The 13,823-nt window shown below is 34.0% G+C and carries 11 protein-coding genes; all 11 read left to right on the forward strand.

What is annotated here, in order from left to right; translation table 11 throughout:
- Positions 1–3 precede the first annotated feature (3 nt).
- The 11 genes from IJ535_RS12190 to IJ535_RS12240 all read left to right on the forward strand — a co-directional run bounded on the left by IJ535_RS12190 (position 4) and on the right by IJ535_RS12240 (position 13,709).
- Positions 4–1,017 (forward strand): acyltransferase family protein, encoded by a 1,014-nt coding sequence (locus IJ535_RS12190; protein WP_294303361.1) that lies wholly within the window; start codon positions 4–6, stop codon positions 1,015–1,017.
- Positions 1,018–1,019: 2 nt separating this feature from the next.
- Entirely contained in the window at positions 1,020–2,192 is a 1,173-nt protein-coding gene (locus IJ535_RS12195; RefSeq protein WP_294303366.1) for a radical SAM protein, read from the forward strand.
- A 52-nt stretch (positions 2,193–2,244) separates the two neighbouring features.
- Entirely contained in the window at positions 2,245–3,237 is a 993-nt protein-coding gene (locus IJ535_RS12200; RefSeq protein WP_294303368.1) for a glycosyltransferase, read from the forward strand.
- Positions 3,238–3,257: 20 nt separating this feature from the next.
- Complete coding sequence (locus IJ535_RS12205; protein ID WP_294303371.1) at positions 3,258–4,283, forward strand: glycosyltransferase; 1,026 nt, start codon at positions 3,258–3,260, stop codon at positions 4,281–4,283.
- A 23-nt stretch (positions 4,284–4,306) separates the two neighbouring features.
- On the forward strand, positions 4,307–5,209 hold the full coding sequence (locus IJ535_RS12210; RefSeq protein WP_294303374.1) for a glycosyltransferase: 903 nt from the start codon (positions 4,307–4,309) through the stop codon (positions 5,207–5,209).
- Positions 5,210–5,233: 24 nt separating this feature from the next.
- The gene (locus IJ535_RS12215; protein WP_294303376.1) at positions 5,234–6,466 is read left to right on the forward strand and encodes a hypothetical protein; all 1,233 of its coding nucleotides are present in this window, start codon (positions 5,234–5,236) and stop codon (positions 6,464–6,466) included.
- Positions 6,467–7,570, forward strand: coding sequence for a polysaccharide pyruvyl transferase family protein (locus IJ535_RS12220; RefSeq protein WP_294303379.1), 1,104 nt, complete (start codon positions 6,467–6,469; stop codon positions 7,568–7,570). It begins immediately after the preceding gene.
- A 21-nt stretch (positions 7,571–7,591) separates the two neighbouring features.
- Positions 7,592–9,010: a lipopolysaccharide biosynthesis protein gene (locus tag IJ535_RS12225; protein WP_294303382.1), complete on the forward strand. Its 1,419-nt coding sequence runs from the start codon at positions 7,592–7,594 to the stop codon at positions 9,008–9,010.
- A gap of 32 nt (positions 9,011–9,042) precedes the next feature.
- On the forward strand, positions 9,043–10,797 hold the full coding sequence (locus tag IJ535_RS12230; RefSeq protein WP_294303385.1) for a thiamine pyrophosphate-binding protein: 1,755 nt from the start codon (positions 9,043–9,045) through the stop codon (positions 10,795–10,797).
- Between the two features lie 126 nt (positions 10,798–10,923).
- Positions 10,924–11,667 carry an SDR family NAD(P)-dependent oxidoreductase gene (locus IJ535_RS12235; protein WP_294303428.1) on the forward strand — a complete coding sequence of 248 codons (744 nt, stop codon included), beginning with the start codon at positions 10,924–10,926 and terminating at the stop codon, positions 11,665–11,667.
- Between the two features lie 326 nt (positions 11,668–11,993).
- Positions 11,994–13,709 carry a hypothetical protein gene (locus IJ535_RS12240; RefSeq protein WP_294303387.1) on the forward strand — a complete coding sequence of 572 codons (1,716 nt, stop codon included), beginning with the start codon at positions 11,994–11,996 and terminating at the stop codon, positions 13,707–13,709.
- The last annotated feature ends 114 nt before the right edge of the window (positions 13,710–13,823 follow it).

A 13,823-nucleotide genomic window follows, 5' to 3' on the forward strand; every position in this document is an offset into this window, starting at 1 on the left:
AATATGAGTGTGAAAAAAAATAGAGATATTTGGATAGATAATTGTAAGGTGTTTGCTATTTCAGCTGTTGTTATATGTCATTTCTTTGAATCTATGATGAAAGCGGATTTAGTTTCAGATTCATTCTTATATGAGTGGTTTGAACATACAGCTAGGTTTTATGCAGTTAATCTATTTTTTATCTGTAGTGGCTTCTTGTATCAAAAGTATTCAAAAGTGAATTCGGTTGCTACATGGGTTAACAATATAAAGAAAAAATTTATAGCATTTGGTGTTCCTTATTTTGTATTTACATTTGCGACCTGGATTTTAAAGACTGCATTTTCGAGTTCGGTAAATACAAAGGTTGATGGGTTGGGATATATATTGTTCGCACATCCAACAGCCCCATATTGGTATCTTTATACATTGTTATTTATTTTCATGATTACAGTAACTGTAGAAAATAAAAAACAGATGTATATACTATTAGCTATTGCATTTGCTGCTAAAATAATAAGATTTTGTGGATTAGAAACCGGTTTATATTTTATAGATAGAACTCTTGATAACTGGGTATGGTTTGTAATTGGAATGGCGATTGCAAAGGATGTAATAAAACTAGTTAATGCCGTGTTCGGCTATATAATATTGGCATTACTACTTGTTAGCAGTGTGTATATTGAAATGTATTTATCTGGAAATACAAAGGTAGCATTTGTAGCGGGGCTTGTATTGTGCTACGCAATAGCAAGTATTTTACATTCTATATTTTCAAATGGAGAGCAGAATAAGGTATTTGCGGTTATAGCGAAGTATTCAATGCCTATCTTTTTGATGCATACATTGTTCGCGGCAACATTTAGAATAGTTTTATTTAAGGTAGGAATAGATAATGCTGTCCTCCATATTATTTTGGGATTGGTAGTAACATTTGTTGGTCCAATAATTGGAATGATTGTTATGGAAAAAATTAGACCTTTGGATTTTATTGTATATCCAACACGTTATATTAAGTTAAAGAAAAAGGAGTATTAAAAATGGCTGAAAAGAAATTAAACGGAACCGTAATTGTAACTTACAGATGTAATGCTCGTTGCTCTATGTGCAATAGATACAAGGCACCATCAAAGCCTGAGGAAGAGATTTCAATCGAGACAATCAAGAAGCTTCCTAAGATGTATTTCACAAACATCACAGGTGGTGAGCCTTTCATCAGAACAGATATCAAGGATATCGTTCGTGAGCTTTATAAGAAGTCTGATCGTATCGTTATTTCTACAAACGGTTTCTTTACAGATCGTATCGTAGATTTATGTAAGGAGTTCCCACAGATTGGTATTCGTATTTCAATCGAGGGACTTGAGGAGACAAACAACAAAATCAGAGGTCTTGATAATGGTTTCCAGAGAGGTTACCAGACTCTTAAGACTCTTCGTGAGATGGGTATGAAGGACGTTGGATTCGGTATGACAGTTCAGGATATGAACGCTCCAGATCTTGTACCTCTTTACCAGCTTTCAGATGAGATGGGTATGGAGTTTGCTACAGCATCTCTGCACAACAGCTTCTATTTTGTAGAGGCAAAGAACATTATCAAGGATCGTCCAATGGTTGCTCAGAACTTCGAGAACCTTGTTAACGAGCTTCTTGCAAGCAAGAGCCCTAAGAAGTGGTTCAGAGCTTACTTCAACCACGGACTTATCAACTACATTTATGGACAGAAGAGACTTCTTCCATGTGATATGTCATTTGATACATTCTTCATAGATCCATACGGTGATGTAATGCCATGTAATGGTACAAAGGATAAAGAGGTTATGGGTAACCTTAATAACCAGTCTTGGGATGAACTTTGGAATTCTCCAGAGGCTGAGCAGGTTCGTTCAAAGGTTAGATGCTGTGACAGAGATTGCTGGATGATTGGTTCAGTTTCACCTGCAATGCACAAGTACATCTGGGTACCACTCTGGTGGGTAATCCGTCACAAGGCTAAGTTCTGGACAAAGAAGAAGTACAGCATGTACGAGAACAAGATTGTTCGTGATCTTCGCGATGGCAAGGTTACAAAGGAAGATCTTGATAAGTGCAGTACTTGTGATATGTGTGCTACTGTAAACAATGGTCTTTCAGCAGCTTCTATGGAGCAGCTTAAGAATAAGACTGGCGAGGAAATCGTAGACGCTGATATCGCAGCTCAGATGAATAAATAAAAAAATTAACTAATTAAGATGAGGTATTTTTGTGGTTATAATATCAGATTGCTTGAAAAATAATTTAGATGAGGGTTGTATAAAGGTAGCGTCAACTATTTCAAAGAAATTGAAAAAGGCTGGGGCTACTGTTGTGGCTGCTAATTGCGATTGTGATTATGCAGATTATAAAATTTCCGCAAATAAGATTTATACAAATAAAGAATTATATAATGCAATTTCTGAGTCGAATGGAGATATTTTATATATCCCATTCGCCTCAAATACCTTAGGATCTGCTGTAAGGACTTTTAACTTGGTTAGAAAAACAGGTTCGAAGATTAACGTTCTGTTTTCATTAAGATGGAACATGAATTGTTTAACTAAGTGGCTGCTTAAGGCTAGTAAATGCCGAGTAATTACAATTAGCCAGGAGTCCTACGAATTTTTTAAGAAGGAAATTCCAGGTGTAGCTGTTCATAATGTACAGGTTGGCGTTGACACATCAAAGTTTAAGCCTGTTTCAGAAGATCAGAAGAAGGCTCTTAAAGAGAAGTATGGTTTACCTCTTGATAAGACGGTTGTTCTACACGTTGGACATTTGAAGCATGGTAGAAACATAGATGTTTTCTTAGATATTGATGATGATACCTATGCTGTTTTAGTATTCAGTGCTGTCACAGAGAAGGATTTAGATCTCAAGAGAGAACTGGAGAAAAAGAAAAATATAAAGATTATAGAGGATTATGTTCCTAATATAGAAGAAATATATCAGGCTGCTGATATATATGTATTCCCAATTGTAGCTGAGAATAACAGTATAGATGTACCATTATCTGTATTGGAAGCTGCTGGAACTAATTGTAAGATTATTTCTACAAAATATAAAGAAATAGCTTATTTTGATGATGCCGAGGGATTCCACAGAGTATCTAATGAAGAAATGAATAATCTTCAGGGCATCATTAATGAAGTTTCAAAAGAAACAAGTGTTAATACTAGTATCATAGCTGAAAAGTATGACTGGGCTAAAGCACTAAATGACCTGAAAGAGATTATTAGATAATTATATTGGAGGATAAGTTCTTGGAAAAGCTAGTATCAATTATTGTACCAGTTTACAATGTTGAAAAATATTTAGATCGATGTGTTAATTCACTTATCAATCAGACATATTCAAATATTGAGATTATCCTGGTTGATGATAAAACCAAGGATTCCTCTGGGGCTATGTGTGATTTATGGGCTCAGGAGCGTGATAATATCCAGGTTGTTCATAAAGAAAAAAATGAAGGCTTGGGATATGCTAGAAATACTGGTTTAGAATATGCAAAAGGTGATTATATCCTTTTTGTGGATTCAGATGATTATATTGAAAATACTCTTTGCGAAAAAGCTATAAAGCGTCTTGAAGAATCTTCTTCTGACATTTGTTATTTTGGTCACAAGAAGGATATTAATGGCAAAATTGTTGAAAGTGATTTAAGCGCTTTAAAGAATGAATATGAAGGCGAAGCTATTATAAATGATTTTCTTCTCAATACTTTAGCTCAGGCAGAGTGTGAATCTGGTGCGCCTAGAATCGGAATGTCTGCATGGAGAATTATGTATAGAGCAGAAGTGATCAGAAATAATAATCTTAAGTTCTATTCAGAACGTGATTATTTGAATGAGGACATGTTCTTCAGAATCCATGTGGTTCAGTGCATAAAGAAAGTGGCAGTAATACATGAGAATTTATATTACTATTGCTACAATGGTGCGTCATTAACAACAAGCTATCGTAAGGATAGATTTGAGGCATCAAAGAGAATGTACGAAAAGCTTGTAGAAGAGACTAATGTGTTTGATAACAAGGCAATTAAGCATAGATGTGAACGTGCTTTCATGAACAATTTGATGGTTTGTGTTAGACAGGAAGTTACTTTCAAAGCAAGAGAAGATGTTGATTGCAAGGGACAGTTAAAGAAGTATTGTTCTGATTCTTTGGTTCAGGAAGTTATGCACGATTATCCAATTAATAAGATGCCAATTCAGCCTAGATTACTTTATTCTGCAATAAAGTTCAAATTGGTATTTTTAATTGAGTTATTGGTTAGTTTAAAGGGCTAGTTTTTATACAGGAGAGAGTAAAAATGGAAAAGATTAGTGTTTTAATGTGCACTTATAATGAACCAATCGAATGGGTATCATTAACTTTGAATTCTGTGCTAAATCAAACATTAAAAGCAGATGAAATAGTTATTATTGTGGATAATCCTAATAATAATGAGATGATAGATTTTCTAAAGGCTGAGCAGGCTAAGAATGACACTATCAAAGTTTATATAAATGAGCAGAATATGGGTCTTGTTAAGAGCTTAAATCGCGGTCTCACATTTTGTTCAGGTGATTACATTGCAAGAATAGATGCAGATGATATTGCATTGGAAAATAGATTTGAAGAGCAGATGAAATTCATCAAGGAGAAGAATGTGGATCTTGTTGGTGCAGGTTTCTACGTTTTCTATGATGATGAGATTCTAAAAACCAACATAGGCGTTGAAAATGCAAAATACTGTGAGAAGATTATGAATTACAACAGTATCATTGCACATCCTACTTGGTTTATGAAGAAAGAAGTGCCTGAAAAATTAAATGGATACAGGGACATTGATTCATGTGAAGATTTAGATTATCTCCAGAGAGCAGTTTTAATGGGATTCAAGGTGGCAAACGTCAGAGAACCATTATTAAAGTATAGAGATAATCCAAATAGTATTTCTCATGTTAAGAAGACAAAGCAGCACTTATTAAAGACTTTATTATGTGAGTGCTATAAGAATAAAAAGATAATCTCAGAAAATGAGATTCAGCAGTATCTTAACAGCGAGCAGTATAAGAAGGATTTTAAGCGTAAAGAGACATATGACTCAATAAAGGACAAGAAGCTTGGAAAAGCAAAAGAGCTTGTCCAGGAAGCACAAAATGGAGTTTTGGATATTGAGTTCATGATTCGCCTTAGAAACTTCAAGGTTAATTATTGGAAGAACAAGTAGTAGATACATTTGTAAGGAAATCGTATGAAAATACAAAAATATTATAAATTGAATATTGATGTTATAGACATCTTGGTAGTTGCTTTGCTTACAGCAATGTTGTTCTGGACGCAGACAAATTTTGGCACGGCCAACTATGCTTTATTGAAGCGTTCTAGAAATATTTTTCTTATATTAACTTGTGGAGTTTTATTGGCAAAGCAGGGATATATTTTTAAACCTAAAAATATTTTTAACAAGGATTTTTTGTTAGTTATATCACCTTATTTGTTTATTACAGTTTTGTCCATTTTCGAAGTAATAATCGATGGTGGTATTAGTTGGAAAGCAACTATTAGAGAAAATTCTGATGCGTTTATTCCATGTACAATAGCTTATGTCTTTTTTTACATCTATAGGACAAAAGTAATTGATTTCATTTATATGGCAAGTGTAATAAATTATACTTTTTATATTATTATGTTTGGAGTCAAATATGGTCCGGGCGGATATCTGAGAATCTTCCAGATTATGGAGATGGAAGAGAAGATGATGTCAAAGACACTTGAGGTTCACGAAGTAACCTTTATGTTTGGTTTATTACTAATTTATTATTTAATAAATTATAAGGAGACAGATAAGAAAAAAATAATCGTCACGCTATTATATTTTGTAATAGGTAATAAACGAATTCTATTTGCTTCAGTTGCATTTGCTTTATTAGGGTATTTATATTTTAAGAAACATGAAAAGAAGATATGGATTTGGGCAGTAGGATTGTTGATTATTGTTTTTGGTTGGCTCTTCTTTGTTAATAGTCCATTTTATGAATTATCTGCAATGGCGCTTGGTATTGAATTGAACAGTAGAACATTTTCTAATGGTGGATTATATGGTCAGTTAGCTGGCTATTATACAATGAGTCCATTATATATTGGTCATGGTGTTGGTTTTGTTCATTCTGTAATGATTAGTCAGCTGATTTCAGGAGCTGTAGGTACATCAGGATTCCATAATGATATCTTAAAGTATTACATAGATTTGGGATTCATACCATTTACTATATTTATTGTTTCGTTGATATGTATTATCCCAAGACGTTTAAAGAAGGATTATTCTGCGGAAAATGCAGTTCGTTATCTTGCTTTTTTAACACTTACATTAATTTGTTGGACCACAGATAATCTTGCCACTTACCCTAATTATTTATTATTATCATTTGTTCTCTATTACTATTCTGTAATGGGGAATGAATCATCGACAGGAGAGAGTTGTTAAATGAAGATTGCAGTAGTAACAGTTTACGATAGTATTGTAAATTTTGGGTCATTCTTGCAGGCTTACGCTTTAAAGAAATCCCTTGAGGATTTAGGTCATGAAGTTTACTTTGTTGAGAGAATGGCTACAGAAGATATTGTAGGTCGTTTCAATAAAATTGCTTTGGCAAATAGTAAGGTTAAGGAAGTTCCATTTTGGAATTTGCCAAGAAAATATAGCAGATATAAGAGGTACAAAAGAGCTTGTACTATTAATAATGAAAGACTTGCAGTATCAGTAAAAGATTGGGAGCTTTTAAATGTTATTTCAAAAGAGGAAGCTCTTAATTGTGATTGTATTATCTGTGGTAGTGATGAAATTTGGAATAAGAATAATAAAGACATAGATTTTGATTTTTACACATGCCGCTGGGCGAAAAACATTCAGAAGTATGCATACGCTATAAGTAGTGGAGATATGAAATTCGAACAGCTTGATAGCGATGAAGCTGAGTGGTTAAGTACATTTGAGTACTGCTTGGCAAGGGATGAGAATACTTTAGAGGTATTAAAGCAGTCTAAAGGAAATGTTTGGGATAATATCGTATGTGATCCTACAATTCTTTATGGAAGTAAGAACTTTAAAACAGAGAAGCATTCCTCTGAAAAATATGATTTACCAGAAAGATATATGTTAGTTTACTCTTATGTGTATACTGCAAAGCAGAAGCAGATGTTGAGAGAGTACGCTAAAAAAAACGATTTAAAGATTGTATCTGTATCTTTGGATGCAGACTTTGCAGATATGACTATTTTTACATCGGCATTAGATTTCCCATACCTTATGAAGAAGGCTGAGTGTGCTTATGTAGCAACATTCCATGGTTGTATCTTTGGAATGATGTATGCTAAAAAGCTCGCTATAGTTCCAAGATTACCAAAGATTGAATCAATTGTTAGAGTATGTGGTGCAGAGAAATATTTAATTAAAGAAGATTTTTCTTCAGATGATTTAGCTGCAACATTAGAGTCAGAAGTAAATCATACAACAATTGATGATAAGCTAGAGGCAATTAAAGAAAAATCACAGGATGCACTTGCTAAGATGCTCCAGCAGAACATTTAGGCAGAATTGAAAGATTAGATTATGGCAAAAAAAAATAAAAGTAAAGAATTAATTAAAAATACAGCGATAATATCATTTGGTAAAATGTGTACTCAGCTTGTTAGTTTCTTGCTGATGCCTTTTTACACAGCTATATTAACAACACAGGAATATGGTGTAGTTGACTTGGTTGTAACATATGGTCAGCTTTTATTACCTGTATTTACACTCCAAATGGAGCAGTCACTTTTTAGATTTCTTCTGGATGTTAGAGATTCTGATGAAAAGAAACACGATATTATATCTGATATCATGTCAATCACTTTACTGATGTCTGTTGTATTGAGTGGTGTATTTGTTGTAATATCATTTTTCATTAATACTGGTTATAATTACCTGTTATTGGCTAATTTATGGGCGACACTTATTGTAACAATGCTTCTTCAGATTTCTAGAGGTTTTGGTATTAATAAGGTTTATGCCTTTGGTAGCTTTATATCAGCGGCTGGTCAGGTGACATTAAATATCGTATTTATTTTATGGTTAAGAATGGGTGCTACCGGAATGATTGCTGCAATGATTATTTCGCAATTAATTGCTGCAGTATTTGTTGCAAAGAGCATACATCTTGGAAAGTATTTATCATTTAGAGCAGTAAAGTGGAGTTCGATTAAGGAGTATGTCGGATACTCAGCACCATTAGTTCCAAATGCTATTTCATGGTGGATATTAAATGCATCTGACAGAACTATTATCTTAAGATTCTTAGGAGTTGGATTTAACGGTATATACTCTGCAGCTAATAAATTCTCAGGAATTTATACTACACTATTTAATATTTTCAATCTTTCATGGACAGAATCTGTAGCATTATACCTTAAAGATAAGGGTGCTAGTGAAGAATATACAGACATGCAGAATAAAGTTATTGGTTTGTGTATAACTACTGCCAACGGTATTATATATGTAATGCCATTTGCTTTTTCTATTCTAGTAAACCAGAAGTTCCATGATTCGTTTTATCAGATTCCATTGTTAGTTATGGGAGCATTCTTCTCATCAATGGTAGGTTTGATTAGTGCTTATTATGTGGCCGTTAAGAATACAGCAACAATAGCCAGAACTACAGTTTTTGGTGCAATTTGTAATATCGCATTAAACCTTGCTATGATAACAAAAATCGGATTATATGCAGCTTCTATCTCAACTGTTCTTGCATATCTTATTCTTTTTATAGTTAGAACTATTGATGTTAAGCGTAAGTTTAACATTAAGCTTAACAAGAAGCTTTTCCTTTCAGGTGTAGTTATGATGGGTATTGGATATAGCACATACTTTATAGATAAGTTAGTGGTATATATTATTGCTTTTGTTCTGTATGCAATTTATGCTTTCGTTGTTAACAAAAGATTAATTGTTAAGACTGTTGGAATGATAAAAAGAAAGTCTTTATCAAAATAGGGTGTTAGTTTTATAGTTTAGAGAGGGAAAAAATGAATTACTATTCAAACGAAAAAAACCAGTTAATGTTAATTTCTTTGCTTAAGCAGCATGGTATTAAGTATGTTGTTGCTAGCCCAGGAGGTACAAACTTATCTCTTGTAGCTAGTTTTCAGCATGACCCATGGTTTAAGTTATATTCATGTGTAGATGAGCGTTCAGCTGCTTACCTTGCATGTGGTATTGCAGAGGAGACAAATGAGCCAGTTGTAATCAGCTGTACAGGAGCTACTGCTTCTAGAAATTATATGCCAGGTCTTACAGAGGCATATTATAGAAAGTTACCAATTTTGGCCGTTACTTCTGCTCAGGAGTGGGGTAATATGGGACAGCTTAGTCCACAGGCTATTGATCGTAGCGCCGTTCCAAAGGATATTGTTGTAGAAAGTGTAAATATTCCAGTTATCAATTCTTATAACGATGAGTGGGGTAGCAATATCAGAATTAATCAGGCCATTTTAGCATTAAAGAAAAATGGTGGCGGCCCAGCTCACATTAACCTCGCTGCACAGTGGAGTGATGACTTCTCAGTTAAAGAATTAAAGACTGAAAGAGTTATTAACAGATATACTGTTAATGATACTTTGCCAGCTATTGAAGGTGAAAAGGTAGCTGTATTTATTGGAGCCCATAGAAAGATGGACAAGGGATTACAGGATGCAATCGATGCCTTCTGTGAGAAGAACAACGCTCTTGTTTTTGTGGATCATACTAGTAACTATTTTGGAAAATATAGAATTTTCCCAAGCATCTTATTCCAAGATAACTACACATCAGACAATACAAAGATTGATTTATTAATTCATATCGGTGATGTATCTGGAGCATATTATAAGTTCAATATTAAGCGTGTATGGAGAGTAAATCTTGATGGAATGATTAGAGATTACTTCCATAAGCTTGAGAATGTTTTTGAAATGGATGAGAAGACATTCTTTGAGTACTATGCAAAGAATCCTAAGAAAAATGTTGGTTCTGGATATTACGAGAGCTGCAAGCAGGAATGTGATGACTTATTAAACAGATTACCCGAGTTGCCATTCTCAAATCTTTGGATTGCAAGCCAGACAATTGACAAGCTTCCAGATAATGCACAGTTACATTTAGCAATTCTTAATTCGTTAAGAACATGGAACTATTTTGCTGGAAAGAACAACATGGTTTCATTTTCAAATACAGGTGGTTTCGGTATCGATGGTATCGTTTCATCTGCAGTTGGAGCATCTTTAGTAGCTCCAGAGAAGCTTATCTTCTGTGTTGTTGGTGATTTAGCATTCTTCTATGATTTAAACTCTATCGGTAACAGACATATTGGTAATAACTTAAGAATTATCTTAGTAAACAATGGTCGTGGAACAGAGTTTAAGAATTATTGGACACCAGGTTCATATGCTCTTGGTGATGAGACTGATGAGTACATTGCAGCAGCAGGTCACTTTGGTAACCAGTCACCAAAACTTGTAAAGAATTATGCAGAGAACCTTGGATTTGAGTATATTTCTGCTAGTGATAAAGAGTCTTTCGAAAAGAGTATTGCATACTTCACACAGGCAAAGTGTACAGATAAGCCAATTTTATTTGAAGTATTCACTAACAGTAAGGATGAGAGCGATGCTCTTCACATTGCAAAGAATATGAAGCAGGGTTCTATTCTTCAGGCAAACAACCAGAAGAAGATTGCAAAGGATATTCTTGGCGAGAAGAACATAAATAAACTTAAGAAGATTAAGAACATCATTAAAGAGTAATTCGGTAAAATCGAGGAGAGAATAATGGGCGTTAAAACAAAGTTTTTGTATTTTGTTAAGCAGATTTAAAGTGCAGTAAAAGAAGAAAAGATTACTAAAGTAATAGTTCCAACAGATAAGGATGAGATTTTAGCAGGTAAAAATGCTGTTATTGTTGGTGGAACTGGCGGAATTGGACTTGCAATTGCTGATACATTAAGAAATAGTGGATGTAATGTTGTGATTACAGGTAGAAGTCAGGAAAAGGCTGAAGCATCTGCTAAGAAAATGGGCGGTGAAAACATCCGTGGAGCAGCTCTTGATATTTCTAATATCGATCAGATTAGAACAAGAATTCCAGAGATTGCAAATATGTTCGATAATTCATCTATCGACATTCTTGTTAATGCTGCCGGTGTTATCAGTACAGTTGATTTTCTTGATGTAACGGAGGAACAATGGGACACATTGATGGATGCAAATTTAAAGGGCTTATTCTTTACTAGTCAGGTTGTTAGTAAACATATGATTGAAAAAGGAATCAAGGGTCATATTTTAAATATTTCATCAGCATCATCATTAAGACCAGCTTGGAAGCCATATCAGATTTCTAAGTGGGCTGTAAATGGATTTACTAAGGGATTAGCAGATACATTATTGCCATATGGTATTATATGTAATGGAATTGCTCCTGGTCCTGTTGCAACCCCCATGATGAAAAAAGAAGGGGACGAGTCTTTATACAATCCAACAAATCCAGCGGGAAGATGTGCAGCTTCAGAAGAGATTGCTAATTTAGCTTTATTTTTGGTGAGCTCAATGGGAGATTTAGTGGTTGGAGAGACATATGTAATTTCTGGTGGTGGCGGAACTATTTCGTATCACAAGTAATGAATGGTAGTACAGTTTGATATAAAAACATAATTCATAATTGCGCAATAGACTGTAGTTCTGTTAATCTGAGTTACAGTCTATTTTTTATTGATGGAGATTTTGTACAATAAAATGTTTTATTTGCATCATGTCACTATTTCACAAAAAGTATGTATTAGAGTATATCTTGTAACTTAATCAACACATTAGGAAACATAATATTTTATTTAACATTCTGAAAATATATACTACACCGTTTAATTACAAACTAATCACAATTTATTTATATACTAAAAACACTAGCACGACAAAAACATTTGTCGGGAAAGGATTGGGGTGTGCTTATGGATAAAAATCAAAAACAGTATTTTAATAGCATTGTTGTATTGCTGCTAGTGGCTATTTTGTTAGAGGTGGCTATTCTGGATATTAGTAGGGATAATCCTTCTAATCCAGCAGTGATAGTAGACCCAAGTGTTCCTCTGTCTGGCGGAGATGTATATGATGGATTTGAGTTTTCAACGGTGGAGGATATGCGACAAACCGACTTGGAAGTAGGTTGGATTGTGAGTACAGCTGGATATCGATACGAAGATGATAATGGAGGCGCTACATACAGAATAGTTCAAAAGTCTGAATACAAGACAGACAATGTTTACGTTATTCCTATTCGTGGACATTTGTACGCTGAAATGGTATTTGATGAGGATACTATAGTTAACGTTGCTTCGGCTGGTATTTATCCAGAGGAGAATATTGGTGCTAAACTTAATACATTAATGTATTATAGTAGAGGAAGAGTTAGAGGAATTGAGTTTAATTCGGGAACTTATTATATAGAAAAGAAAATCTATTTGTATGATGGCTTGGAAGTATATGGTAATGGTGAAAGCGTATTGAGTGTAGCGCATGATTATTCGAGTTCTGGAACAGCGGTATTTGTTTGTTCTGATACAGATATGAACCTTGTCTTTGATTCGATTTGTTTTGATTATGAAACAGATAACACACATCCATTATCAAGGTGTGAATCAGTTTTGATGGCGTTAACAAACATTAGCTCGTGTACAATCAATAATTGTTCATTTAGAGCTGTGAATAATACACCTGAAGCTAACATTGCCATAGACTTATTATGGTTTATGCATACTCCAAAGATGAATAATATCTCTATAACTGATTGCGTGTTTGAAAATCTCACCGGAGTGGGCTCTTCTCCAGATACAATGCTTCGAGGAGGTAGTTTGTGGATGAGCGGACCATCTGGTACGACTAATTATGAGTTTTCAGATATAGAAATAAGCAATTGTATTTTTAATCACACAACAAATGATGAAGCTATTGGTATATGGAGTGGAAAGTTTAAAAATGTAACCTTAAATAACAATACTATAGAATCTAGCGAACATAATACTAATAATATTATTACATTTTACAGAGGACAGTTCACCAATGTATTGTTTGCAGATAATGATTTGAGCTCTTATTCTAAGGCTAATGCTGTAATTAAGATAGGTGATATTTCTTCGGATTCAACTATAGACATAGTTGGAAATGATTTATCATTAAATGCAGATGGAGGAAATCCATATTCTACTACACAGAGTATTATTCTATTAATCGATGATAAGGCTAACTCTACATTGGTGGTACAGGATAATACAATTAGTACAGACAATGATACTGAATATAGATCTCTTATAAATTGTAAAAATAATACTAGCAATCAAATCGAATTAAGTAATAATGATATTACTTGTCCTTTGGTTTATGGAATGATTTATATTAATCAATCTAAAGATATTGATGCAGAAATAAGAGGAAATAGTATTGATAATGCTTCATATATTGCTGCCGCATCAAATTGTGATGGCGGTGAATTGGGTATTTTTGATAATACTATAGTTAGCTCAAATGAAGTATTAGTTAAAGAGACAAATACATTGAATTGTGTAGTTCAGAATAATGATTTTGACGGGCAGGGAAATCCTTCAATTAATTATCATTCTTCAGCAAAAAATAAGAGTAATGTTTTATTTTCAGAAAGCGATAATAACTAGACAGTAGTAAAAAAGCAAGTTCTGGTGAATCCGGAACTTGCTTTTTTTGGTTTGCGCGCCATGGGCGCGCTCTAACGGGTGAAAGTCCCGAACACGCCCAGATAGTGGGAAGTG

Source organism: Pseudobutyrivibrio sp. (assembly GCF_017471675.1).
GTDB lineage: Bacteria > Bacillota > Clostridia > Lachnospirales > Lachnospiraceae > Pseudobutyrivibrio.

Bases quoted from the DNA above. Each gene is read 5' to 3' on its own strand.
- IJ535_RS12190 (WP_294303361.1), top strand. From the start codon at position 4: ATGAGTGTGAAAAAAAATAGAGATATTTGGATAGATAATTGTAAGGTG.
- IJ535_RS12195 (WP_294303366.1), top strand. From the start codon at position 1,020: ATGGCTGAAAAGAAATTAAACGGAACCGTAATTGTAACTTACAGATGT.
- IJ535_RS12210 (WP_294303374.1), top strand. From the start codon at position 4,307: ATGGAAAAGATTAGTGTTTTAATGTGCACTTATAATGAACCAATCGAA.
- IJ535_RS12215 (WP_294303376.1), top strand. From the start codon at position 5,234: ATGAAAATACAAAAATATTATAAATTGAATATTGATGTTATAGACATC.
- IJ535_RS12220 (WP_294303379.1), top strand. From the start codon at position 6,467: ATGAAGATTGCAGTAGTAACAGTTTACGATAGTATTGTAAATTTTGGG.
- IJ535_RS12225 (WP_294303382.1), top strand. From the start codon at position 7,592: ATGGCAAAAAAAAATAAAAGTAAAGAATTAATTAAAAATACAGCGATA.
- IJ535_RS12230 (WP_294303385.1), top strand. From the start codon at position 9,043: ATGAATTACTATTCAAACGAAAAAAACCAGTTAATGTTAATTTCTTTG.
- IJ535_RS12240 (WP_294303387.1), top strand. From the start codon at position 11,994: ATGGATAAAAATCAAAAACAGTATTTTAATAGCATTGTTGTATTGCTG.